Genomic DNA, 22,659 nt, shown 5'->3' on the forward strand with positions numbered 1-22,659 from the left:
CGCCGCGCCGAGCGAGGCCTTGAGCTGGTCGTGGTCGAGGGTGACCAGGACGGTGGCGTTGACCTTGCCGGACAGGTGGTCGGTGGGCAGGTGCTCGAGGAGCTCGACGAACGCCCGCCCGTACTTCTGGGACCAGTCCAGGTCCTCGGCCCGGAACGCGTCCCAGGTCGCCTCGGCGACCTGGTCTGTGGTCAGTGACGCAGCACCGGCGGACGCCTCGGCTCGGGCCCGACGGGCCGCCTGCTGGGCGAACCGGCGCGGCGACGCCATCTGCTGCACGACCTTCTTGAGGATGTGGGCGGCGAGCGTGGGCACGGTGAAGTGTCCGGTGGTGGTGCCGTCGTGGTTGTCGTGCAGGGTCAGCTTCGTCGCGGCGAGGGCGTGCTCTTCCTCGCCGCGCAGCACCGCGTCCTCGTGGGCGTCGACCTCGGCCCGGGACCGCTGCGCCGCCTCCAGGGCTCGTCGGGCCTTGCGGCGCAACGCGGCCGGGTCGACCCGCTTGGCCACCGCCACGAGCGACTCCTCGATCGCCGCCCGCTCCGTCGAGTCGAGCCCGGTCGGCAACTGCTCGGCCGTGGTGGCGATCACCCTGGCGTGCTCGGTGGTCACCTCGCCCTCGCCCAACGCCGCCTTGGTGGCCGTCNNNTATCCCGTCGGGACCGGGCGGCCAGCCAGGCCGCGGTGCCGGTCATCCCGGCGTCGGCGGCGACGGGTGACTTGTCCACCACGGCCACCAGCGAGAGCTCCATCGCCTCCAGCCGGGTCCTGGCCCGCTGGACGTCGCCGAGGAGGCGCGACGCGGCATACCCATCGAGGTCGTCAACGGGAGCACAGCGGTCGAGCACGGTGTGCACCTGACGCACCGCATCGGCGGCCGCCAGGGGCGGCGCCGGGNTTCGAACATACGTTCGAACGTCAACCCATGAACCTAGCCAGTGGTGGGCGCGGTTCGGCAGGGCTGGTCAGCAGCCCCGCGAGGTCGGAGGCGGTCGAGACCTCAGTGCTGGGGCAGCCTGCGCGAGAACGTGGTGAGCGCCAGACCCGCAGCGATGAGCAGCAGCGCCACGGCCAGGCCGGGGCCGGTCGTCGGACCGGTGTTCGCCAGCTCAGGGGCAGCAGCCGCGGCCGGCACCGCCGAGGCCGGGTCGGCCGGAGCCGGCACGGCCGGATCGGTCGGGGTGGGGGCCGTGGCTCGCAGATCGAGGATGAACGGCACCATGTCGGCGTTGGAGCGGTTGCCGATCTCGTCGTAGGACCACGCGGTGAGGTGGACTTCGATGCGCTTGCCGTCGAGGTAGTCGATCGACCGGGCGAGCAGGTCGCAGGACCACCGCCCGTCCGCATCGGCCACGACCGTCTTCTGCTCGCAGGCAGGCTCGCCGGACTCCCAGCCGACCACGGACAGCTCCTGGCCCGGCACGGCGGTGCCCGAGATGACGACGTGGTGCGACGTGACGACCTCGTGGGCGGCGGGTGAGGTGATCACCGGCTTCGGCGGACCGGTGGAGTCGCCGACGACGTCGACGACCTGCGACGCGAGCTGGCGGCCCCACGCATCCTTGCCCCGGAGCTGGAGCTGGTGGGGGCCATCGGCGAAGTCCTCGAGGTCCACGAAGGCCAGCAAGGAGCCAAGGTCCTCGAAACCGATCGAGGCGTCAATCGGCTGGCCATCGACGTAGATCCGATACGTGGCGCCTTGGTCGGTCGCAGTGGCCCGGAGGTCGAAGTGACCGCTGATCTTCTGGCCTGAGGACGGCTCGGTGATGACGAGCGGAACCACCGGGGGGAGCACGTAGTAGTAAGTCACCGCCTCGGCGATCACCTCGTCGAAGTTGTCCCGGACCTGAGCCCTGATCTCGGCCTGCTCGCCCTGCGGGAGCGGGTCGACCAGCTGGAAGGACCAGGTCCCGTCAGTGGCGGGGGTCACCGCCGTGGCCTCGACCCCGTTGACGAGCACGTGGACGGGGTAGAGCGGGTCGCCGGTGCCGGTCAACAGCGGGGTGCGGTCCTCGCCGAAGTTCCCGCCGGGCAGGGTGATGCTGATGTCGTTGGGGTCGGCCTGGGCCGCCGTGGTGGTCCCGAGCAGGAGCAGAAGGGCGGCGGCAAGGGCTGCGAGCAGGCGGCGCGACACGGTGGTTCCCCCAAGAATCAGATGTGCGAAGTCGGCGAATCATGGCATACCGGCGCAACCGGTGTCTTCCGAACGCCGGTCAACGCACCCCGCGAGGTCGGAACTGGATCGAGATCCGCGGGCCGACCGCCTTGGTGGTCTTGGGGATCGCGTGGTCCCAGGTGCGCTGGCAGGAGCCACCCATCACGACCAGGTCGCCGTGGCCGAGCGAGAAGCCCATCGAGGCGCCGCCGCCGCGCGGACGCAGCATCAGGGAGCGGGCCGAGCCGATCGAGAGGATCGCCACCATCGTGTCGAGGTCCTTGGAGCGGCCGATCCGGTCGCCGTGCCAGGCCACCGAGTCGCGTCCGTCGCGGTAGAGGCACAGGCCCGACGTCACGAACGGCTCGCCCAGCTCGGCGGCGTAGTGGCTGCTCAGCGCCTCGCGGGCCTGCGTCAGCGCAGGGTGTGGGAGGGGCTCGTCCTCGTCGTAGAACTTGAGGAGGCGGGGCACGTCGACCATGCGGTCGTACATCTCGCGGCGCTCCGCGTGCCACGGGACCTCGTGGTGGAGCAGCTCGAACAGAGTGTCGGCGCCCGCGAGCCACCCGGGCCGGTAGTCCACCCACGCCCCGCGGCTGAGCGGGGTGCGGTGCAGGCCGTCGGTCAGCGCGTGCAGCGCGATGTCGTCACCGGTGTCGAGCAGGGAGCCCTGGAATGCCGTGGACATGTCGGCACTCTAACTCACATTCGAACAGGTGTTCTAGTCCCTGACGGCGTCGAGGTGGGCGGTCAGCGCGGCCCGCAGCCCGTCGTGGGTCGGCCCCAGCACGGTCGCCGGGCTCGGGTGCGGGACGCTACCGTCGTCCCATGACCGAGCGTCGCCCCGAGGACGACCAGCTGGCCCGCGGCTTGGCCTGTGGGCTCTGGGCGGGCCTGGTCGCGGTCGTGGTCATCCTCGTCATCGTCGCCCTGGCCTTCTTCGGTCTCGGGCTGCGCGGCTGACCGTCGGCACGGCATACCGGCTTCCGGGTCGGGACTTGCGACAATGGGGTCATGCCCCTGTACCGCGACGAGGGAATCGTCCTGCGCACCCAGAAGCTGGGTGAGGCCGATCGCATCGTCACGCTGCTCACCCGCGGGCTGGGCAAGGTGCGGGTCGTGGGCAAGGGCGTGCGCCGCACCAAGAGCCGCTTCGGGGCGCGGCTCGAGCCGGCCATGATGGTCGACGTCCAGTGCTACGAGGGCCGCAACCTCGACACCGTGACCCAGGCCGAGTCGCTCGCCTCGTGGGGTGACGTGCTGGCCCGCGACTACACGACCTACACCGCCGCGGCCGCGATGCTCGAGACCGCGGACCGGCTCACCGAGGAGCGCGAGCCAAACCTCCAGCAGTACCTCCTGCTCCAGGGCGCGTTGCGCTCGATGGCCGAGGGGCTGCACGACCCCGGCCTGGTGCTCGATGCCTACCTGCTCCGGGCCCTCGCCATCGCCGGCTGGGCGCCGAGCTTCCACGACTGTGCCCGGTGCGGGGCCGAGGGTCCGCACCGCGCGTTCAACCTCGCGGCGGGTGGCACGGTGTGCCCGGTATGCCGTCCGGTCGGCTCCGCGGCGCCGGCGCCGGAGACGCTGTCGTTGCTGGCCGCCCTGCTCGCCGGCGACTGGGTCGTCGCCGACGCGTCGCAGGGACGTCACCGCAGAGAGGGCAGCACCCTGGCCAGCGCCTTCCTCCAGTGGCACCTCGAGAAGGGTGTGCGATCGTTGCGCCTCGTGGATCGACGGGACCCCGACGCGCAGCCGAGGCTCGACTCCCGCGTGACGTGGGCGCCGGCCCCACTCAGCGTGGTGAAGACGGTGGAAGAGGCGCACGCCGCCGCGCAGGCGCAAGCGTGAGCGCGGCATACCCGAAGCCGTTCGCCCACCCGAGCGGAGCCCAACCTCCCTCTCTCCCAAGGGAGCTCGTGCCGCGCCACGTCGCCATCGTCATGGACGGCAACGGCCGCTGGGCCAACCAACGGGGTCTCCCACGCACGAAGGGGCACGAGGCCGGCGAGGCGGCGCTGCTCGACGTGACGGCCGGGGCGATCGAGGCCGGGGTGACCCACCTGTCGGCCTACGCCTTCTCGACCGAGAACTGGAAGCGCAGCCCCGACGAGGTGCGCTTCCTGATGGGCTTCAACCGCGACGTGATCCGCCGGCGCCGTGACCAGCTCCACGAGTGGGGTGTGCGGATGCGCTGGGTGGGGCGCCGCCCACGCCTCTGGGGCTCGGTCATCAAGGAGCTTGAGACAGCCCAGGAGCTCACCAAGGACAACACCGGGCTGACCCTCTACTTCTGCGTCAACTACGGCGGCCGCGCCGAGATCGCGGACGCCGTGCAGCGGATCGCCGAGCAGGTGCAGCGCGGCAAGCTCAAGCCGGGCTCGATCGACGAGAGGACCATCGCGCGACACCTCCCCGAACCCGACATGCCCGACGTCGACCTGTTCGTGCGGTCGTCGGGGGAGCAGCGCACCTCGAACTTCCTGCTGTGGCAGAGCGCCTACGCCGAGCTGGTCTTCCAGGACACGCTCTGGCCCGACTACGACCGACGCCACCTGTGGGCGGCGATCCAGACCTATGCCGAGCGGGACCGTCGTTACGGCGGGGCGGTCGACCGCGCCACGACCTGAGGCGCGTCAGCGAGAACAGTCGGCGCAGGTGCCGAAGATCTCCAGGGTGTGGTGGACGTCGGTGAACCCGTGCTCCGCGCTGACCTTGTTCGCCCAGGCCTCGACGGTCGGTCCCTCGACCTCGACGGTGCGGCCGCACACCCGGCACACCAGGTGGTGGTGGTGTCCGGTCGAGCACGCGCGGTAGACGGCTTCACCGTCGTCGGTGCGCAGCATGTCGATCTCGCCGTCGGCGGCCATCGCCTGCAGGTTGCGGTAGACCGTCGCGAGGCCGACCTTGTCGCCGGCCTCGCGCAGGATGGCGTGCAGCTCCTGGGCGGACCGGAACTCATCGGTCTCGGCGAGCACCGCTGCCACCGCGGTGCGCTGCCGCGTCGGGCGACGGGTGCCCTCGAGGGTGGGGCGTTCGCGGGTGCCGGTCATGGCTGGGCCGCCTCCTTCGCCTGGTGGGTCGAGTCGTGCTCGTCGTAGTGGCCCTCGTGCGGTGCGTGGCGGTGGCCGTCGTGCACGTAGTCCACGTGGTCACCGTGCGCGACCGCCGGGTGGCCGCACTCCGGGCCGTGCTCGTGGTCGTGCCGCTCGGCCCGCCGGTGCTGGTGGGCGCGGGCCCTGGCGACTGCCGCGGTGACCGTGGCCGCCACGACGAAGAAGCCGATCGCCAGCAGCACGATCGTCCCGCCGGACGGGGTCTCGGCGTAGAACGACGCGATCACCCCACCGACGCTGGAGACCACGCCGACGGCGACGGCCCAGCGCGTCGAGGCGCGGAAGCTGCGGCCGAGCAGCTGCGCGGTGGCGTTGGGGATGATCATCAGCGCACTGATGAGCAGCAGCCCGACGACCCGCATCGAGACGACGACGGTCACGGCGGTCAGCACGGCCAGGGCGATGTTGAGCCCGGTGACGGGCAGCCCGCTGGCTCGTGCGTACTCCTCGTCGTTGGCCGCGGCGAACAGCCAGGGCCGCAGCAGCCAGGTGCCGACGAGGACGACCAGCGCCAGCCCCGCGAAGACCCAGAGGTCCTTCTGGTCGGCCGTGGTGATCGCACCGAAGAGGTATGCCGTGAGGTTGGCCGGGCTGCTGCTCGGCGACTTGGCGATGATCACCACGCCGGCGGCGATGCCGCCGTAGAACATCACCGCGAGGGCGATGTCGCCGCTCGTCCGGCCGCGCCCGCGGATCAGCTCGATGGCCACCGCGGCAGCGACCGCCGCCACCAGGGCGGTGAGGACGGGCGCCTGCCCGGTGAGGACGCCGACGGCCACCCCGGCGAGCGCCACGTGGCCCATCCCGTCGCCGATCAGGGACAGCCGACGCTGCACCAGGAAGACCCCGACGAGGGGAGCGGCGATGCCGACCAGGACAGCGGCGATGAGGGCCTGCCGCATGAAGTCGAGGGAGAGGAGCTCGCTCATGAGTGCCCACCTCCGCGGGGGTCGAGCGGACCGGCCGAGGGGGCGCCGGGGAGCCTGGGGGAGCGCACGCGGTTTTCGTCCTCATGGTGGTGGCCGTCGATCGACGACGCGAACTCGCCTGTCCTGGAAGCGAACTCGTCACGTGAGCCGTCGAAGACGAGGTGTCCACCCTGCACCACGACGATCCGGGTGACGATGTCGGCCAGGGCTGCGAGCTCGTGCGTCACGATGACCATCGTGGTGCCCCTGGCAGCGAGCCGGGCGAGGACGGTCGAGAGCACCTGCTGGTTCGCGGTGTCGACGCCCGCGGTCGGCTCGTCCATGAGGAGCACGTCGGGGTTGGAGGCCAGGGCGCGGGCGATCAGGACCCGACGCTGCTGGCCGCCCGACAGGGTGGCGACGTCGGCGTGCGCGCGGTCGTTGAGCCCGACGACGTCGAGGGCACGGTCGATGATCGCGGCGTCCTTCGACGACCTGACCACCGGACGCCACCACCGGTGGTGGGAGAGGCGGCCGACGGCCACGATCTCCGCGACGGTGGCGCGCACCGACGCCGACAGGGTGTGTCGCTGGGGGACGTAGCCCAGCCGGGCGAAGTCGGAGAACGACTCCCGCGGCTGGCCGAACAGCTCGACGTCGCCGCCGAGGTGGTCGTTGAGGCCGAGCAGGCCACGTACCAGGGTCGACTTGCCCGACCCGTTGGGCCCCAGGACCGCGACGACCTCGCCGGGGTGGATCGCGAGGGTGGCGCCGGTGACCAACGCCTGGTCGGCATAGCCGAAGGAGGCGTGCCGCAGCTCGATGATGGGCGTGCCCTCGGTGGTCGTCATGAGCACTCCTGTCCGGCACGCAGGACCTTCAGGTTGGCCCGCATCACGCTGGGGTAGTCGCGGCCGGCGGACGCGGAGGTGATGCCCTCGATGGGGTCGAGCACGGCCAGTCTGGCACCGGTCTCCCGGGCGAGCGTGCGGGCCACGTCCTCGCTGACGAGCGTCTCGGCATACACGGTGCTCGCGCCGGTCGCGCGGATGTGCCGGGTGAGCTCGGCCAGGGCGGCCGGGCTCGGCTCGGCGTCGGGGGTCAGCCCGGTGATCGACTCCTGGTGGAAGCCGTAGGTCTGCGACAGGTAGCCGAAGGCGGCGTGCGACGTCACCAGCTCGTCGATGGCGCAGGACTTCAGGCCGGTGCGGAACTCGCCGTCGAGGGTGGTCATCGAGGCGCGGAACGCGGCTGCGTTCGCTCGGTATGCCGCGGCGTCGGCCGGGTCGCGCTCGGCCAGCCGGGCGGCGATGGCGTCGCCGACGTCGGCGTAGCGCAGCGGGTCGAGCCAGAAGTGGGGGTCCCGGGCGCCGTGCTCGGCGTGCTCCTCCTCGGTCTCGCCGCCGTGGTCGTGCCCGTCCTCGACCGCGACCAGGTCGAGCCGGGCCGCGGAGGACACGTCGAACGCGGTCTTCCTGGCCTGTTCGTCGACGGCGGCGTCGACCGCCGGCTGGAAGTGCGCCTCGTAGACGACGACGTCCGCCTGCGCGATCGTGGCGACCTGGCGCGGGCTCAGCTCGAGGTCGTGGGGCTCGGCCCCGGGCTTGGTCAGTCCCTCCACCGCGACGTGCTGGCCGCCGACCTGCTGCACGGCGTACTGCAGGGGGTAGAAGGCCGCGACCACCTCGAGCCGGCCGTCGTCGGCGCCGCGCCCCCCGGTCGAGCCACAGGCGGAGACCACGGCGATGGACAGGAGGCCTGCGAGCAGACCGAGGGGGCGACGCGTCATGACAATCATTCTCATCTGAAATGAGAACGATTGTCAAAGTCGTCAGCTGCGCGGCAGCGCCTGGGTGACCGTGATGGCGACGGCGATGAGCAGGACGGCCACGCGTCCGGCGCGGGCCGCGGCGTCGAGCGCCGGCCAGGCCAGGTAGAGGGTCCACGCCAGGAAGGCGACCACCACGGCCAGGAACACCCAGCCCCAGCCCGGGACGAAGATCCCGGCCACCATGAGGGCGAGCACGACGAGGAAGGGGACCGCTCGCGGCAGTCGGTTCAGGGTGTTGACGACGGGCAGGCTGGCGTCGGTGACGCGTTCACGCAGGGAGGACACGGCGAAACCCTATGTCGTCAGCCGGCTGGGTCGTCAGTCGGCGCGGACCTGGTCGAGGACGGCTGCGAAGATCGGCAGGCTCGCCTCGATGGTGTCCATGGTGGCGGTCAGGCAGATCCGGAAGAACCCCGGCGTCTCGAACAACCGCCCGGGCATCACCAGGACCCCCGCGTCGGCGAGCCGGCCCACGAACGCCTCGTCGTCGGCCAACGGCGACCTCGGGAAGAGGTAGAAGGTGCCCTCGGGGGTGGCGACGTCGTACCCCATCGCACGCAGCGCCACGGTCATCCGGTCGCGCTTGGCCTGCAGGTGCGCGACGTCGAGGGAGAGCGTCTCGAGGCGGGGGACGGCGTACTGCATCACCGCGTTCGGGAACAGCCAGCCCGCGGCCACCTGCAGGCTCTCGACGGCGTCGATGACCTGGTCGGCATCCGGCATCTGCGGTGGGAGGGCGAGGTAGCCGAGCCGTTGGCCGGGCGCGAGCAGGGTCTTGCCGTAGCTGTAGCAGAGCATGGTGTGGGGGTAGAACTCCGCGGGGCTGCGGAACCGCGCACCGTCGAAGACGATCCGGTTGTAGGGCTCGTCGGAGATGAGGTAGATCCGCCGCCCGTTGCGGGCCGAGGCCTCCTCCAGCAGGGCGGCCAGCGCGCGCAGGGTGGGCTCCGGGTAGATCCGGCCGGTCGGGTTGTTGGGGGAGTTGACCACCACCAGCCGCGTGCGGGGGGTGATCGCGGCGGCGATCGCGTCGAGGTCGAGGTCGAACGTGTCGGGGTCGATGCGGACCTTCACGGGCACCAGTCCGGCCTCCAGCGCCAGCGCCTCGTAGAGGAACCACGGCGGCAGGCTGTAGACCACCTCGTCGCCGGGGTCGGCCACCGCCTTCATCGACAGCGTGATCGCCCCGAAGCCCCCCGTGGTCATCCGGATCCGGTCGGCGGTCCACGGCAGGTCCACGACCTTGCGGAGCGAGGCGGCCGCGGCCTCCTGCGCCTCCACGAGGCTGAACTTGTAGGCGAACCACAGCTCGTCGCCGGGCACGGCCGCAGCGCGCAGGGCCTCGACGTACTCCGGGATCGGCATCTCGTGCGGGTCGCCGAAGGTGAAGTCCAGGACACCGGGCTCGAGGCGGCGCTCCTGGTAGCCCGACTTCCGCGCGAACTCGAACAACATCCGGAACGGGGCGGCGTCGCCGATGCGGACGCTGCGCTCGGAGACGGGACGGTCGCTCACGGGGCCCCCTCGGACGGTGGGTGTGCGGTCGAGCGTAGGCCGCGCGGCATACCCCGTCGAGGGGCGAGCAGGCGCACAGTAGCCTTGCGCGCATGGCTGCACCCTCCACCGTCGACACCGTCGTCTCCCTCTGCAAGCGCCGCGGGTTCGTGTTCCCCTGCGGTGAGATCTACGGCGGTACGAGGTCCGCGTGGGACTACGGGCCGCTGGGCGTGGAGCTGAAGGAGAACATCAAGCGGCAGTGGTGGCGGACCATGGTCACCGGTCGCGACGACGTCGTGGGCCTCGACTCCTCCGTGATCCTGCCCCGCCAGACGTGGGAGGCCTCCGGCCACGTGGCCACCTTCTCCGACCCGCTGGTCGAGTGCCTGTCCTGCCACAAGCGGTTCCGGGCCGACCACCTGCAAGAGGCCGTCGCCGAGAAGAAGGGCATCGAGAACCCCGACGACGTCAGCCTGGCCGACGTCGCCTGCACCAACTGCGGCACGCGCGGCCAGTGGACCGAGCCCCGCCAGTTCTCCGGCCTGCTCAAGACCTACCTCGGTGTCGTCGAGGACGAGTCGGGCCTGCACTACCTGCGCCCCGAGACCGCGCAGGGCATCTTCCTCAACTTCCTCAACGTGATGAACTCCGCCCGCCGCAAGCCGCCGTTCGGGATCGCCCAGACCGGCAAGAGCTTCCGCAACGAGATCACGCCGGGCAACTTCATCTTCCGCACCCGCGAGTTCGAGCAGATGGAGATGGAGTTCTTCGTCAAGCCCGGCGAGGACGAGGACTGGCACCAGTACTGGATCGACGAGCGCACCCGCTGGTACACCGACCTCGGCATCAACCCCGACAACCTGCGGCACTACGAGCACGCGCAGGAGAAGCTCAGCCACTACTCCAAGCGCACCGTCGACATCGAGTACCGCTTCGGCTTCACGGGCAGCGAGTGGGGTGAGCTCGAGGGCATCGCCAACCGCACCGACTTCGACCTCAAGACCCACAGCGAGCACTCCGGCACCGACCTCGTCTACTTCGACCAGGCCAGCGGCGAGAAGTACACCCCCTACGTCATCGAGCCCGCGGCCGGTCTGTCGCGCTCGCTGATGACCTTCCTCGTCGACGCCTACACCGAGGACGAGGCACCCAACACCAAGGGCGGTGTCGACAAGCGGGTGGTGCTCAAGCTCGACAAGCGCCTCGCCCCGGTCAAGGCGGCCGTGCTGCCCCTGTCGCGCAACACCGACCTGTCGCCGAAGGCCCGCGACCTCGCCGCCACCCTGCGCCAGCACTGGAACATCGACTTCGACGACGCCGGGGCGATCGGTCGCCGCTACCGTCGCCAGGACGAGATCGGCACGCCGTTCTGCATCACGGTGGACTTCGACACCCTCGAGGACCACGCCGTGACGATCCGCGAGCGGGACTCCATGGCCCAGGAGCGCGTGTCGCTCGACAAGGTCGAGGAGTACCTCGGCGGGCGCCTGCTCGGCTGCTGACCGCAGCGGTGGCCCCGCCAGGGATCTTCGGTATGCCGTGGGCCAACCTTTTGACCACGCCCGTGCGTTACTGGGGGTGGGAGCCCTCGCTGGCGCGGGTCAGTGGGGCCGGTCGGGGCGGCTGGAGGTGGGTATGCAGCAGGAGGTGGATGCGGAGTTCGCGCGGTACGTGCGAGCCCGACAACACCGCCTCCTGCGCGCGGCGTTCCTCGTCTGCGGCGACCTGCACCTCGCCGAGGACCTCCTGCAGGGCGCCCTGGCCAAGCTCGCCACGCGGTGGGAGCGGCTGCGCCACGAGAACCCGGACGCCTACGTCCGCCGCATCCTCTACCGCGACGCGGTGTCGTCGTGGCGCCGGACCCGGCGCGAGAGCCTCTCGCTCTTCCCGGAGCTCGAGCTCGACGGGACCGAGCCGGACCGGTCGACGCGGGCCGGGGAGCGCGTCGACCTGCTGCGGGCCCTCGGGCAGCTGACCCCGAAGCAACGCGCGGTGGTGGTGCTCAGGTTCTTCGAGGACCGCACCGAGGCGGACACGGCCGAGGCACTCGGCGTCTCCGTGGGCACGGTGAAGAGCCAGACGCACGCCGCGCTCGCCAGGCTGCGCATGCTCCTGCCGGAGTTCGCGCCGCACCTGACCGGACAGCACCTGTCGACCGAGGAGCCGTCATGACCGACCGTGACCTGAGCGCCCTGCTGGAGCGGGCGACGGAGGACGTCGTCGAGCGCGACTTCGCCGAGCACGCCTGGAACGCGGCGCTCGACGGTCGCCGCAGTCGCCGACGCAGGTTCGTCACCGGCGCGGGAGCGCTCGCCGCGGCGGCGCTCGCCGTGACCGCCGTCCAGCTGGGCGGGTCCGACGACGCGAAGCCCCGCCCCGCCATCTCGTCCACCACGACAGCCAGCCGGGGCACGCTCTCGGACGGCACGGCATACGCGGTCATGCCCCCGGAGGGCAAGGAGGCGCAGCTGCCCGACTTCGACGCCGGGCTGCCGTCGACGATCGACGTCAGGGCCAGGACTGAGGCGTTCTCGCCGGCCCGGCCGCCGGCCTCGGTCGTGGCCGTCTACCTGCGCCAGGACGGCGAACGCTTCCACCCGGTGCTCGTCACCGGCGACGGCCGCCAGCTCGAGGTCGCCGGCGTCGCCCTCGTCCGGACCACCGACGCAAGCGGCAACCAGGCCACGCCGCTGGGGCCGCGGGCGGTCGGCGGAGGCGGCCGCTACGTCGTCTTCCCCCAGCGAGACCACGTCGTGCGGCTCGACACCCGGACCGGCGCCACGGTGTCCTACCCGGTCCCCTCGGAGCACGTGGAGTGGGCCGGCTGGAACGCCGCGGGGACCCTGGTCATCGCCCGGTCGTCCGACGGCACCTGGGCGATCGACCCCTCCGAGCCGGGCACGCCTGCGGTGGCGGTGCGCAACGGCTACGAAGGAGTCTTCAGGGTGACCGCCGGCGACACCGTGCCGGCCGACGTCCGGGTGACGCGGTTCGACCCGAACGGCGCGCCGCTGGAGTCCACTCCCGTGCGCAGCCCGGTGACCGGGCTGGACGGCGAGACGGTCAACACCGAGCAGCTGGCCGCCACCGGTGCGTTCTTCGACCAGAACATCACCTCGACCGTGATCCGCAGGGGGTTCGGCCCGATCTACCAGGGCCTGCTGGTCGTCGAGCCCGCGTCCGGGGCGGCCAAGGTGCTGCTCGCGCCGGAGAACCCGGACGGGCAGACCGGACGGTTCAAGGGCTGCTGCACCGTGCTCGGCTGGGCCGACGACCAGACCGTCCTCTTCCAGTCGGTGGGCAGCCACGGTCGCTGGATCCTGGCGTGGAAGACGACCACCGGGGAGGTCTTCGACGTCTCGCGGATCACCACCGGAGCGCCGGACGACCCGGCCACCCCGGTCGCCCTGAACGTCGGCCGACGCGACTGACAGACGTCATGGTCGGCTCGTGACGACTGTGTGGGGCTGGTGACGCCCGCCCGCGGCACGGTGGTCGGCATGACGCAGACGCAGGCACTTCAAGCGCGCACCACCGCGGTGCCCGCCATCGAGCTCCGGGGGCTCACCAAGAGCTTCGGCAGTGTCCGTGCGGTGCGGGGGATCGACCTGACCGTGCGGCCCGGTGAGATCATCGCCTTCCTCGGCCCGAACGGCGCCGGCAAGACCACGACGATCGACCTGATGCTCGGCCTGTCGAGACCGGACGGCGGCAGCGTGCAGGTCTACGGCATGGAGCCGTCCGCGGCGGTCCGCCACGGGCTGGTCTCGGCCGTCATGCAGACCGGTGGCCTGCTCAAGGACCTCACTGTCGCGGAGACGCTGCGGCTGACCGCGAGCCTGTTCAGCGACACCCGCCCCGTCTCCGAGGTGCTGGCGCGAGCTGGCATCTCCGACCTCGGCGACCGCCGGGTCGGCAAGTGCTCCGGTGGCCAGCAGCAACGGCTGCGGTTCGCGATGGCGCTCCTGCCGGACCCGGAGCTGCTGGTGCTCGACGAGCCCACCACCGGCATGGACGTCACGGGGCGGCGGGACTTCTGGGCCGCCATCCGTGAGGACGCCGCGCAGGGACGGACCGTGCTGTTCGCGACCCACTACCTGGAGGAGGCGGACGCCTACGCGGACCGCATCGTCCTCATCAGCCACGGGCAGGTCGTCGCCGACGGCACCGCCGCCCAGGTGAAGGCGCTGGTGTCCGGTCGCACCATCAGGGCCACCCTTCCTGATGCGGATGCGACTGCCCTGCAAGGGCTTCCGGGCGTCGAGACGGTCGAGGTGCGTGGTGACTCCGTCCTCATCGCCACGACCGACAGCGATGCCGTCGCCCGTCACCTGCTGAGCGCCACGGCCGCCCACGACCTCGAGATCACCTCTCGGGGGCTCGAGGACGCCTTCATCTCGCTGACCACCGAGGAGGACCAGTCATGACCACGGCCAGCGCCACGGTCCCCGAGCGGGCGGTGCCGCCCCTCGGTGGGTTCAACACCACGCTGCTGCGCATCGAGCTGCGCCGCCTGCTGCGCAACCGCCGGACGGTGATCTTCTCGATCGTCCTGCCCGTGGTGTTCTTCCTGCTCTTCGGCACGGGCAAGGACTACTCGCTCCAGAGCGCCGGGCCGCACGGCAACTGGGCCGCAGCGATCATGATCTCGATGGCGCTCTACGGCGCCATGCTCTCGACCACGGCGGGCGGCGCCATGGTGTCGAGCGAGCGGAGCCAGGGGTGGAGCCGCCAGCTCCGGCTCACCCCGTTGACGCCCACCGCCTACATCGCGGTGAAGGTGCTCGTGGCGATGCTGCTCGGCGCGATGTCCATCGTCGTCGTGTATGCCGCGGGGGCCCTGACGCAGGCGCAGATGGGCCACCACCTGTGGTGGGAGACGGCGCTGATCGCCTGGGTGGGGTCCCTGGTCTTCGCTGCCTTCGGGGTGTTCATGGGCTATCTGCTCCCCAGCGACAACGTCATGCAGATCCTCGGGCCCGGGCTCGCCCTGCTGGCCTTCCTCGGCGGGCTCTTCACCCCGCTCGACCAGATGGGCCACACCTTCCAGACCATCGCGAAGTTCACCCCCATGTACGGCGTGAGCCAGCTGACCCACGCGCCGCTCACCGGAGAGTCGCCCGGGTGGTCGGCCGTGGTGAACGTGCTCGTCTGGCTGGCGGTCTTCGCGGGAGGCGCGGCATGGCGGTTCCGACGCGACACCGCCCGCGTCTGAGGGACCTGCTGCCCTTCGCGTCCGCCCCGGCGACCGACTCTGAGAGGCTGGTGGCCGTGGGCGGACGAGAAGAGCGACGAGCGGCCCCGGCGCAGGCGCGCCCGGGCGAAGGGCTCGTGGGCGGACCCGAGGAGAACGGGCCTCTGGGCCGCGTCGTCGGGACGTTCTTCGCCGGCATCTGGCTGGTCTTCCTCTCCGACGCGTTCACCGAGGCCTGGCGACAGCGCCAGAACCTGCGCGGTGACACCGGACTGATCCTGCTCGCACTCTTCGTGCTCCTCTATCTCCTGCACTTCACCCACCTGCGAGCGGCGGTCTGGGGAAGCCGCGGCTCGATCGCCGGATCGTGGTACGTCACGCGGATCGGCCTGTTCTACTGGGCCGGACTCGCGCTGCTCGCCGTGCTGACGACGGCCACCATCGGTCAGGAGGGTGCCAGCACCTGGGTCTTCCTGGCGGTCTCGGGGCTCTGGACCTTCCGGCTGCGGATCGGGTGGGTCATCGGCGGACTCCTCGTCGGCATCTACGAGTTCCTCACCTTCCACGTCGACGGATGGAGCCACGACGCCAGCATCAGCATGTCGATGGTGCTCGCGATGGCCGCCGTCACCGGGGGCATGATCGCCTCGCAGCGGCAGCGGGCACTGGCGGAGGCGCGGGAGGAGAACGCCCGGCTGGCGGTCCAGGACGAACGCAACCGGATGGCCCGGGACGTCCACGACATCCTCGGCCACAGCCTGACCGTCATCACCGTCAAGGCCGAGCTCGCCGCCCGGCTCATGGAGGTCAGCCCGGAGCGGGCCAAGGTCGAGGTGGCCGACCTCGAACGCCTCGCCCGTGACGCCCTCGCCGACGTGCGCCAGGCCGTCGCCGGGTTCCGCGAGATGACCCTTCCCGCGGAGCTGGCCCGGGCTCGCTCGTCGCTCGCCGCAGCAGGCATCGAGGCCGACCTGCCCACCGCCGCCGACGCGGTGCCCAGCCACCTGCGCGAGCTGTGTGCCTGGACATTGCGCGAGGGCGTGACCAACGTGATCCGACACAGCGAGGCGACCACGTGCCGGGTCACCCTCGACGAACGCGGCATCACCATCGCGGATGACGGTGTCGGGCACCAGCCCGGTGTCCCGGGCACCGGTCTGATCGGCCTTCAGGAGCGTGCCGAGGCGGTGGGCGCCCGGATGGCCACGAGGACCGTGCCCCCGCACGGTTTCGAGCTGTCGGTGAGGTCAGCACAGGACCCGCACCCCGCGGCGCCAGACTCGCACGAGAGGGTGGAGGCATGACGATCCGACTGCTGCTCGCCGACGACCAGGCGATGGTGCGCGGCGCCCTTGCGACGCTGCTCGGGCTCGAACCGGACATGGAGGTCGTCGCCGAGGTGGGCAGCGGCGACGAGGTCGTCGCTGCCGCTCGGGCCAGCAAGCCGGACGTGGCGCTGGTGGACGTGGAGATGCCCGGGCTCGACGGCATCGCCGCCACCGCGGCGCTGCACGAGGCGATGCCCGGGGTGCGGGTGCTCATCGTGACCACGTTCGGGCGGCCCGGGTTCTTGCGTCGTGCGCTCCAGGCCGGCGCCAGCGGCTTCGTCGTCAAGGACACCCCGGCCCGACAGCTGGCCGAGGCGGTCCGCCGGGTGCACTCCGGGCTGCGGGTCGTCGACCCGGCCCTGGCCGCCGACTCGCTGGCAGGAGGCGAGTCACCCCTGACGGCGCGGGAGACCGAGGTGCTCATCGCGGCCCGCGAGGGCGGCTCGGTGGCCGACATCGCCAGGGACGTCAGCCTCTCCGAGGGGACCGTCCGCAACCACCTGTCCTCCGCGATCGGCAAGACCATGGCGCGCAACCGCGCCGACGCCGTCCGGATCGCCGACGAGTACGGCTGGCTCTGACCGAACCGGTTGCTTGGCTGCCTCAGTCGCCGGTGGCGACCGGCCGGCTGGGGTCGGTGATCCACTCGCTCCACGACCCGGCATACAAGGCCGCCTCGATGCCTGCCTCGTGCAGTGCGAGCACCTCGTGCGCGGCGGTCACGCCGGAGCCGCAGTATGCCGCGACCGGACCGACGGGGCCGGCTGCGGGAACTCCCTTGCTGGAGAACAGCTCCCGCAACACCCCGGCATCGAGGAAGCGGTCGTCCGGGCCGAGGTTCTCGGTGGTGGGGGCGCTGACCGCCCCGGGGATGTGGCCGGCCACTGGGTCGATGGGTTCGTGCTCCCCACGGAACCGCTCCGCGGCGCGGGCGTCGAGCAGGACGCCGGTCCGGGCGACCTCGGCCGCCCCCGACGCATCGACCACCGGCATCCCACCCGCATGCGCCTCGAAGGTCCCGGCCCCGGGCTCAGGCAGCGTGCTGGTGACGGGTCCGCCGGCGGCGCGCCACGCGGCCAGGCCACCGTCGAGCACCCGCACGTCGCTGGCCCCGAAGTAGCGCAGCACCCACCAGGCCCGAGCCGCCCCGAACGACGGGCCCTGGTCGTAGACGACGATGCGCGAGTCGTTGTCGGCCCCGCACCGATGGGCCGCCGCGGCGACGGAGTGGGCCTGGGGGAGCGGGTGCCGACCCCCGCGACCGGGCGGGCCGGCCAGCTCGGCGTCGAGGTCGACGTAGTGGGCCCCCGGCAGGTGCGCCGCGGCATACCGGTCACGCCCTGGTGGGCCGGCCGTGGTCGTGAGGTTCCACTGCACGTCGACGAGCACCACGGAGCGGGGGTCGCGGGTCAGGTCGGCGAGCAGCTCGTCGGCGCTGGTCAGGGCACGCATTCGGCCAGTCAAGCACCAGATGGGACACTGGTGCGGCCATGACCGCCACCACTGCCGCCCTGCTGCCGCCGCTCACCATCGGGCGCCACACCATCGAGTCGCCCGTCGTGCTGGCGCCGATGGCGGGCATCACCAACCGGGCGTTCCGCAAGCTGTGCCGTGAGTACGGCAACCAAGGGCTGGACGAGGGTGGCGCGACCGGCGCGACCTCTCTGTACGTCAGCGAGATGATCACCTCCCGCGCGCTCGTGGAGCGGACGCCGGAGTCGATGCGGTTGATCGAGCACGACCCCGAAGAAGACCCACGGTCGATCCAGCTCTACGGCGTCGACCCCGTCACCGTCGCGGCAGCCGTGCGGATGCTCGTCACCGAGGACCGCGCCGACCACATCGACCTCAACTTCGGCTGCCCGGTCCCCAAGGTGACCCGCAAGGGCGGCGGCGCCGCCCTGCCGTGGAAGCGCGACCTCTTCGAGGCCATCGTGCGTGGGGCGGTGCGCGAGGCGAGCCCGTACGACGTGCCGGTCACCGTGAAGATGCGCAAGGGCATCGACGACGACCACCTGACCTACCTCGAGGCCGGGCTGATGGCGGAGCGCGCCGGCGTCGCAGCCGTGGCGCTGCACGGGCGGACCGCGTCCCAGGCCTACTCGGGTGAGGCCGACTGGACCGCCATCGCGCGACTCAAGGAGACCGTGAGGACGATCCCGGTCCTCGGCAACGGCGACATCTGGTCGGCCGAGGATGCCGTGCGGATGACGCGGGAGACCGGTTGCGACGGGGTCGTGGTCGGCCGCGGCTGCCTGGGTCGACCCTGGCTGTTCACCGACCTCGCGGCGGCCTTCGCCGGCACCCCGGCGCGGGTCGAGCCGACCCTCGGCGAGGTGACCGCCACCATGCGCCGCCACACCGAGTACCTCATCGACTTCTACGACGACGAGTACAAGGCCTGCCGCGACATCCGCAAGCACATCGCCTGGTACCTCAAGGGTTTCCCGGCCGGCTCCACCGTGCGCCACCACCTCGCGCTGGTCGACTCGTTGGCGGCCCTGGACGAGCTGATCGCGACGATGGACTCCGGGGCGCCCTGGCCGGGAGACGCCGCCGAGGGCCAGCGTGGGCGGGCGGGTTCGCCGCGCCACGTCGCCCTGCCCGAGGGGTGGCTCGACAGCCGCGAGCTCAGTGAGGCGCACCGGCAGGCGGTCGCCGAGGCCGAGCTCTCCGTCTCCGGCGGCTGACCCACCGGCGCCGCACGTGGTTCCGTCAGGAATCGAGAAGACCCCCAGCGAGGGCCGTGGCTAGGCTGGCTCGGGCGCACCGATCGGTTCACGAGGGAGACACGATGAGCAGGGGCACGACCACGCAGGCGACCTCGACCGGGATGCATCCGGCCGACAGCCACGACCTGATCCGCGTCCACGGCGCCCGCGAGAACAACCTCAAGGACGTCAGCGTCGAGATCCCGAAGCGTCGCCTGACCGTCTTCACGGGGGTCTCAGGATCGGGCAAGAGCTCGTTGGTCTTCAGCACCATCGCCGCCGACTCGCAACGGATGATCAACGAGACCTACAGCGCCTTCGTCCAGGGCTTCATGCCGTCCCTGGCCCGCCCTGACGTCGACCTCCTCGAGGGGCTCACGACGGCGATCATCGTCGACCAGGAGCGGATGGGGGCGAACCCACGCTCCACCGTGGGCACCGCCACCGACGCCAACGCCATGCTGCGCATCCTGTTCAGCCGGATCGGCGACCCGCAGATCGGACCACCCACTGCGTTCTCGTTCAACGTCCCGACCCGCAAGGCCAGCGGGGTGATGAGCACCGAGAAGGCCGGCGGCCGGGTCGAGAAGGCCGTGGTCCAGAACCAGGTCTACCTGGGCGGCATGTGCGCCCGCTGCGAGGGGATGGGGTCGGTCTCCGACTTCGACCTGACCGCGTTGTACGACGAGACGAAGTCGCTGCGCGAGGGCGCCCTGACCGTGCCGGGCTACTCGATGGACGGCTGGTACGGGAGGCTCTTCGAGGGCATGGGGCTGCCGATGGACAAGCCGATCGACTCCTTCACCAAGAAGCAGCTCGAGACGATGCTCTACGCGGAGCCGACCAAGATCAACGTCGAGGGCGTCAACCTCACCTTCGAGGGCGTCATCCCCAAGATCCAGAAGTCGATGCTGTCCAAGGACGTCGAGGCCATGCAGCCGCACGTCCGGCGGTTCGTGGAGCGCGCCATCACCTTCCAGACGTGCCCCGAGTGCGAAGGCACCCGGCTGAGCAAGGAAGCCCGGTCCTCGCGGATCAAGGGGAAGAACATCGCGGACCTCTGCACGATGCAGATCAGCGACCTGGCGGCCTGGGTCCGCGACCTGGCCGAGCCCTCCGTCGCACCGCTGCTGGCAGGGCTGCAGCACGTGCTCGACTCGTTCACCGAGATCGGCCTGGGCTACCTCTCCCTCGACCGGCCGGCCGGCACGCTGTCCGGGGGGGAAGCGCAGCGCACCAAGATGATCCGCCACCTCGGCTCGTCGCTCACGGACGTCACCTACGTCTTCGACGAGCCCACGATCGGCCTGCACCCGCACGACATCGAGCGGATGAACGAGCTCCTGCTCCAGCTGCGCGACAAGGGCAACACGGTGCTCGTCGTCGAGCACAAGCCCGAGACCATCGCGATCGCCGACCACGTCATCGACCTCGGTCCCGGCGCCGGAACCGGCGGTGGCACGGTCTGCTTCGAAGGGAGCGTCGACGGTCTGCGGGCGAGCGACACCACCACCGGTCACCACCTCGACGACCGGGCGGCGCTCAAGGACGCGGTGCGCGCGTCGACCGGCGCCATGGAGGTCCGCGGCGCCTCGACCCACAACCTGCGCGACGTCAGTGTCGACATCCCGCTCGGCGTGCTCTGCGTCGTCACCGGTGTCGCCGGCTCGGGCAAGAGCTCGCTCATCCACGGCTCCGTCGCGGGTCGTGACGGCGTGGTCGTCATCGACCAGGCCGCGATCAAGGGCTCCCGCCGCAGCAACCCGGCCACCTACACCGGTCTGCTCGAGCCGATCCGCAAGGCCTTCGCGAAGGCGAACGACGTCAAGCCGGCTCTCTTCAGCTCCAACTCCGAGGGCGCCTGCCCCACCTGCAACGGCGCTGGCGTCATCTTCACCGAGCTGGGGGTGATGGCCACCGTCGAGTCGACCTGCGAGGAGTGCGAGGGCCGCCGCTTCCAGGCCGCGGTGCTGGAGTACACGCTGGGGGGCAAGAACATCGCCGACGTGCTGGACCTGTCCGTCACCGAGGCCGAGGCCTTCTTCGCCGACGGGGACGCCAAGACGCCGGCCGCCCACAAGGTGCTCGACCGGCTCGCCGACGTGGGCCTGGGCTACCTCAGCCTGGGCCAGCCGCTCACGACGCTGTCCGGCGGCGAGCGCCAGCGCCTGAAGCTGGCCGCACAGATGTCGGAGAAGGGCGACGTCTACGTCCTCGACGAGCCGACCACGGGTCTGCACCTCGCCGATGTCGAGAACCTGCTCGGCCTGCTCGACCGGCTCGTGGACTCCGGCAAGTCGGTCATCGTCATCGAGCACCACCAGGCCGTGATGGCACACGCCGACTGGCTCATCGACCTCGGCCCGGGCGCGGGGCACGACGGTGGGCTGGTGGTCTTCGAGGGGACGCCGGCCGACCTGGTCGCCGACCGGTCGACCCTGACCGGCGAGCACCTCGCGCTCTACGTCGGGGCCTGACCGGGAGCCGGCAGGACTGACGCGAGCCGGGCCACCGCCTCGGGCACCTGCTCGACGGTGATCCGGCGGAACCCCATCGCCAGGCCCGGTCGCGGGGTGGTGCCCTGGAACCGCACCGACACGGGTTCCAGCGCGACCCCGGCTTTTGCCGCGGCAGCAGCCACGGCCACGTCGTCGACGGTGCGGTCGGTGAAGTAGGTGCACACGTGCAGGCCGGCCGCCGAGGGCAGCACCTCGAGGACGCCGTGGGGGAGCGTGGCCAGGCCGTCGAGCAGGGCCTGCCTGCGCCGCGCGTAGAGCTTGGTGACCTTGCGGACGTGGGCGGACAGCAGTCCCTCGCCCATGAACCGGGCCAGCGCCCCCTGGGTCACTGCGTCGCCCTGCCAGTCGGTGAGCAGCTTGGCCTGGCGCAGGGTGTCCTGGAGGGACCGTGGGGCGATGAGGTAGCCGACCCGGAGCGAGGGCATGAGGGTCTTGGAGAACGAGCCGACGTAGACCACCCGACCGTCCCGGTCGAGGTTCTGCAGGGGCGCGAGGGGCCGGTCCTCGAACCGGAACTCGCTGTCGTAGTCGTCCTCCACGATGACGACGTTGCGCCGAGAGGCCCACTCCAGCAATGCGATCCGGCGTCGCAGCGACATGACCGCACCAGTCGGGAACTGGTGGGACGGCGTCACGTAGACCATCCGGGCGGCGCGGGGGAGGTCGTCGACGACGAGGCCCTCCTCGTCGACCCGGACCGGTCGCACGGTGGCGCCGTGCGAGGCGAAGAGCCGGGCGGCAGCCGTGTAGCCCGGGTCCTCGACCACGACGACATCGCCCGGGTCGAGCACGGCCCGGGCCACGACGTCGAGGGCCTGCTGGGCGCCGTTGGTGAGGAGCACGTCATCGGGGCTGGCCACCACCGACCTGGCCAGGCCGGCATACCTGGCGACCTCGGCCTGCAGCCCCGGGTGGCCGCCACCCTCGTAGGCGGAGGCGGTGAGCAGCGACGGCCGCAGCGTCGCGGACACGAGCCGGCGCCACACGGCGAGGGGGAAGAGCGTGGTGTCCGGCCCGCCGACCGACAGGTCGAACTCGGTGGGCGCCGCGTCGGGCACCGGTGCCGGCAGCGCCGACCACACCTGCCTGGGGCGCAGGTCGCCGACCGGCGCCCGCCGGGCCCGTCGTGGCTCGATGTCGGCGCACACGAAGGTGCCAGCGCCGACCCGGGTCACCAGGAAGCCCTCGGCCGTGAGCCGGTCGTAGGCCGTGGTGACGGTGCCGCGGGCGACGCCCAGTGACGACGCGAGCTCGCGGCTCGGCGGGACCCGCTCGCCGGCGGCCAGCCGTCCGTCGAGGATGGCCTCCAGCAGCTCGCGGTAGATGGTCGCGGACCGGTTGCCGGTCGTGTCGGGATCGAGGTACAGGTCCACCACCACAGGGTAGGGCGGGGACCGGGCATT

The 22,659-nt window shown here is 71.5% G+C and carries 23 protein-coding genes; 12 read left to right on the forward strand and 11 right to left on the reverse strand.

Annotated features, from left to right (window positions below):
* The 3 genes from ASG95_RS08525 to ASG95_RS08540 form a co-directional block, all read right to left on the reverse strand.
* Positions 1-643: DUF222 domain-containing protein (locus ASG95_RS08525; RefSeq protein ID WP_162259435.1), on the reverse strand; the 643-nt coding region annotated here is incomplete at both ends.
* Between the two features lie 354 nt (positions 644-997).
* The gene (locus ASG95_RS08535) at positions 998-2,131 is read right to left on the reverse strand and encodes a hypothetical protein (protein ID WP_057377195.1); all 1,134 of its coding nucleotides are present in this window, start codon (positions 2,129-2,131) and stop codon (positions 998-1,000) included.
* Between the two features lie 79 nt (positions 2,132-2,210).
* Positions 2,211-2,840, reverse strand: coding sequence for an alpha-ketoglutarate-dependent dioxygenase AlkB (locus tag ASG95_RS08540; RefSeq protein WP_057377196.1), 630 nt, complete (start codon positions 2,838-2,840; stop codon positions 2,211-2,213).
* 140 nt (positions 2,841-2,980) lie between these two features.
* Between ASG95_RS08540 and ASG95_RS22210 the strand changes: the two genes are divergently transcribed.
* The 3 genes from ASG95_RS22210 (at position 2,981) to ASG95_RS08550 (ending at position 4,782) form a co-directional block, all read left to right on the forward strand.
* Complete coding sequence (locus tag ASG95_RS22210; protein WP_255358327.1) at positions 2,981-3,115, forward strand: hypothetical protein; 135 nt, start codon at positions 2,981-2,983, stop codon at positions 3,113-3,115.
* Positions 3,116-3,166: 51 nt separating this feature from the next.
* Entirely contained in the window at positions 3,167-4,003 is an 837-nt protein-coding gene (gene recO, locus ASG95_RS08545) for a DNA repair protein RecO (RefSeq protein ID WP_056923496.1), read from the forward strand.
* Positions 4,004-4,071: 68 nt separating this feature from the next.
* Positions 4,072-4,782 carry an isoprenyl transferase gene (locus ASG95_RS08550; RefSeq protein ID WP_235543629.1) on the forward strand — a complete coding sequence of 237 codons (711 nt, stop codon included), beginning with the start codon at positions 4,072-4,074 and terminating at the stop codon, positions 4,780-4,782.
* Positions 4,783-4,788: 6 nt separating this feature from the next.
* On the opposite strand, the gene ASG95_RS08555 is transcribed toward ASG95_RS08550, so the two are convergent.
* The 6 genes from ASG95_RS08555 to ASG95_RS08580 are packed head-to-tail and all read right to left on the reverse strand — an operon-like array spanning position 4,789 to position 9,522.
* Positions 4,789-5,205: a Fur family transcriptional regulator gene (locus tag ASG95_RS08555; RefSeq protein ID WP_056923494.1), complete on the reverse strand. Its 417-nt coding sequence runs from the start codon at positions 5,203-5,205 to the stop codon at positions 4,789-4,791.
* Positions 5,202-6,197, reverse strand: a complete 996-nt coding sequence (locus ASG95_RS08560; RefSeq protein ID WP_057377198.1) for a metal ABC transporter permease — start codon at positions 6,195-6,197, stop codon at positions 5,202-5,204. The genes ASG95_RS08555 and ASG95_RS08560 overlap by 4 nt, the downstream gene beginning before the upstream one ends.
* Positions 6,194-7,027 carry a metal ABC transporter ATP-binding protein gene (locus ASG95_RS08565; protein WP_057377199.1) on the reverse strand — a complete coding sequence of 278 codons (834 nt, stop codon included), beginning with the start codon at positions 7,025-7,027 and terminating at the stop codon, positions 6,194-6,196. The genes ASG95_RS08560 and ASG95_RS08565 overlap by 4 nt, the downstream gene beginning before the upstream one ends.
* Entirely contained in the window at positions 7,024-7,965 is a 942-nt protein-coding gene (locus ASG95_RS08570; protein WP_369820367.1) for a metal ABC transporter substrate-binding protein, read from the reverse strand. The genes ASG95_RS08565 and ASG95_RS08570 overlap by 4 nt, the downstream gene beginning before the upstream one ends.
* A 42-nt stretch (positions 7,966-8,007) precedes the next feature.
* Complete coding sequence (locus tag ASG95_RS08575) at positions 8,008-8,292, reverse strand: DUF6703 family protein (protein ID WP_056923490.1); 285 nt, start codon at positions 8,290-8,292, stop codon at positions 8,008-8,010.
* Positions 8,293-8,325: 33 nt separating this feature from the next.
* Positions 8,326-9,522: an aminotransferase class I/II-fold pyridoxal phosphate-dependent enzyme gene (locus ASG95_RS08580; RefSeq protein ID WP_057377201.1), complete on the reverse strand. Its 1,197-nt coding sequence runs from the start codon at positions 9,520-9,522 to the stop codon at positions 8,326-8,328.
* A 92-nt stretch (positions 9,523-9,614) separates the two neighbouring features.
* On the opposite strand from ASG95_RS08580, the gene ASG95_RS08585 reads away from it, so the two are divergent.
* The 7 genes from ASG95_RS08585 to ASG95_RS08615 all read left to right on the forward strand — a co-directional run bounded on the left by ASG95_RS08585 (position 9,615) and on the right by ASG95_RS08615 (position 16,607).
* Positions 9,615-11,006, forward strand: coding sequence for a glycine--tRNA ligase (locus tag ASG95_RS08585; protein ID WP_056923488.1), 1,392 nt, complete (start codon positions 9,615-9,617; stop codon positions 11,004-11,006).
* A 133-nt stretch (positions 11,007-11,139) separates the two neighbouring features.
* Positions 11,140-11,676, forward strand: coding sequence for a SigE family RNA polymerase sigma factor (locus tag ASG95_RS08590; RefSeq protein WP_057377202.1), 537 nt, complete (start codon positions 11,140-11,142; stop codon positions 11,674-11,676).
* Positions 11,673-12,935 carry a hypothetical protein gene (locus tag ASG95_RS08595; RefSeq protein WP_057377203.1) on the forward strand — a complete coding sequence of 421 codons (1,263 nt, stop codon included), beginning with the start codon at positions 11,673-11,675 and terminating at the stop codon, positions 12,933-12,935. Before ASG95_RS08590 ends, ASG95_RS08595 begins: the two co-directional genes overlap by 4 nt.
* A 69-nt stretch (positions 12,936-13,004) precedes the next feature.
* Positions 13,005-13,931 carry an ABC transporter ATP-binding protein gene (locus tag ASG95_RS08600; RefSeq protein WP_057378821.1) on the forward strand — a complete coding sequence of 309 codons (927 nt, stop codon included), beginning with the start codon at positions 13,005-13,007 and terminating at the stop codon, positions 13,929-13,931.
* A complete protein-coding gene (locus ASG95_RS08605; protein WP_057377204.1) occupies positions 13,928-14,719 on the forward strand; it encodes an ABC transporter permease in 792 nt (263 codons plus the stop codon). The genes ASG95_RS08600 and ASG95_RS08605 overlap by 4 nt, the downstream gene beginning before the upstream one ends.
* 56 nt (positions 14,720-14,775) lie before the next feature.
* Positions 14,776-16,002, forward strand: a complete 1,227-nt coding sequence (locus ASG95_RS21770; protein WP_200961892.1) for a sensor histidine kinase — start codon at positions 14,776-14,778, stop codon at positions 16,000-16,002.
* The gene (locus tag ASG95_RS08615; RefSeq protein ID WP_056923483.1) at positions 15,999-16,607 is read left to right on the forward strand and encodes a response regulator transcription factor; all 609 of its coding nucleotides are present in this window, start codon (positions 15,999-16,001) and stop codon (positions 16,605-16,607) included. The genes ASG95_RS21770 and ASG95_RS08615 overlap by 4 nt, the downstream gene beginning before the upstream one ends.
* A gap of 22 nt (positions 16,608-16,629) precedes the next feature.
* Here ASG95_RS08615 and ASG95_RS08620 read toward each other — a convergent pair whose 3' ends face one another.
* On the reverse strand, positions 16,630-17,478 hold the full coding sequence (locus ASG95_RS08620; protein WP_057377206.1) for a sulfurtransferase: 849 nt from the start codon (positions 17,476-17,478) through the stop codon (positions 16,630-16,632).
* Between the two features lie 38 nt (positions 17,479-17,516).
* Here ASG95_RS08620 and dusB point away from each other — a divergent pair, with 38 nt between their 5' ends.
* Both dusB and ASG95_RS08630 read left to right on the forward strand, forming a co-directional pair.
* Positions 17,517-18,716 (forward strand): tRNA dihydrouridine synthase DusB, encoded by a 1,200-nt coding sequence (gene dusB, locus ASG95_RS08625; protein WP_057377207.1) that lies wholly within the window; start codon positions 17,517-17,519, stop codon positions 18,714-18,716.
* 104 nt (positions 18,717-18,820) lie between these two features.
* On the forward strand, positions 18,821-21,214 hold the full coding sequence (locus ASG95_RS08630; RefSeq protein WP_057377208.1) for an excinuclease ABC subunit UvrA: 2,394 nt from the start codon (positions 18,821-18,823) through the stop codon (positions 21,212-21,214).
* On the opposite strand, the gene ASG95_RS08635 is transcribed toward ASG95_RS08630, so the two are convergent.
* Positions 21,199-22,629 (reverse strand): PLP-dependent aminotransferase family protein, encoded by a 1,431-nt coding sequence (locus ASG95_RS08635; protein WP_057378822.1) that lies wholly within the window; start codon positions 22,627-22,629, stop codon positions 21,199-21,201. The two genes, ASG95_RS08630 and ASG95_RS08635, sit on opposite strands and share 16 nt — an antisense overlap.
* Positions 22,630-22,659 lie beyond the last annotated feature (30 nt).

The sequence above is a fragment of the Phycicoccus sp. Soil803 genome, from assembly GCF_001429685.1.
Lineage (GTDB): Bacteria > Actinomycetota > Actinomycetes > Actinomycetales > Dermatophilaceae > Pedococcus.

Coding starts and splice junctions, on each gene's coding strand:
- ASG95_RS08595 (WP_057377203.1), top strand. CDS start 11,673: ATGACCGACCGTGACCTGAGCGCCCTGCTGGAGCGGGCGACGGAGGAC.
- ASG95_RS08585 (WP_056923488.1), top strand. CDS start 9,615: ATGGCTGCACCCTCCACCGTCGACACCGTCGTCTCCCTCTGCAAGCGC.
- ASG95_RS08630 (WP_057377208.1), top strand. CDS start 18,821: ATGAGCAGGGGCACGACCACGCAGGCGACCTCGACCGGGATGCATCCG.
- ASG95_RS08620 (WP_057377206.1), bottom strand. CDS start 17,478: ATGCGTGCCCTGACCAGCGCCGACGAGCTGCTCGCCGACCTGACCCGC.
- ASG95_RS22210 (WP_255358327.1), top strand. CDS start 2,981: ATGACCGAGCGTCGCCCCGAGGACGACCAGCTGGCCCGCGGCTTGGCC.
- ASG95_RS08555 (WP_056923494.1), bottom strand. CDS start 5,205: ATGACCGGCACCCGCGAACGCCCCACCCTCGAGGGCACCCGTCGCCCG.
- ASG95_RS08615 (WP_056923483.1), top strand. CDS start 15,999: ATGACGATCCGACTGCTGCTCGCCGACGACCAGGCGATGGTGCGCGGC.
- ASG95_RS08560 (WP_057377198.1), bottom strand. CDS start 6,197: ATGAGCGAGCTCCTCTCCCTCGACTTCATGCGGCAGGCCCTCATCGCC.
- ASG95_RS08605 (WP_057377204.1), top strand. CDS start 13,928: ATGACCACGGCCAGCGCCACGGTCCCCGAGCGGGCGGTGCCGCCCCTC.
- ASG95_RS08540 (WP_057377196.1), bottom strand. CDS start 2,840: ATGTCCACGGCATTCCAGGGCTCCCTGCTCGACACCGGTGACGACATC.
- ASG95_RS08570 (WP_369820367.1), bottom strand. CDS start 7,965: ATGACGCGTCGCCCCCTCGGTCTGCTCGCAGGCCTCCTGTCCATCGCC.
- recO (WP_056923496.1), top strand. CDS start 3,167: ATGCCCCTGTACCGCGACGAGGGAATCGTCCTGCGCACCCAGAAGCTG.
- dusB (WP_057377207.1), top strand. CDS start 17,517: ATGACCGCCACCACTGCCGCCCTGCTGCCGCCGCTCACCATCGGGCGC.
- ASG95_RS08590 (WP_057377202.1), top strand. CDS start 11,140: ATGCAGCAGGAGGTGGATGCGGAGTTCGCGCGGTACGTGCGAGCCCGA.
- ASG95_RS08600 (WP_057378821.1), top strand. CDS start 13,005: ATGACGCAGACGCAGGCACTTCAAGCGCGCACCACCGCGGTGCCCGCC.
- ASG95_RS08565 (WP_057377199.1), bottom strand. CDS start 7,027: ATGACGACCACCGAGGGCACGCCCATCATCGAGCTGCGGCACGCCTCC.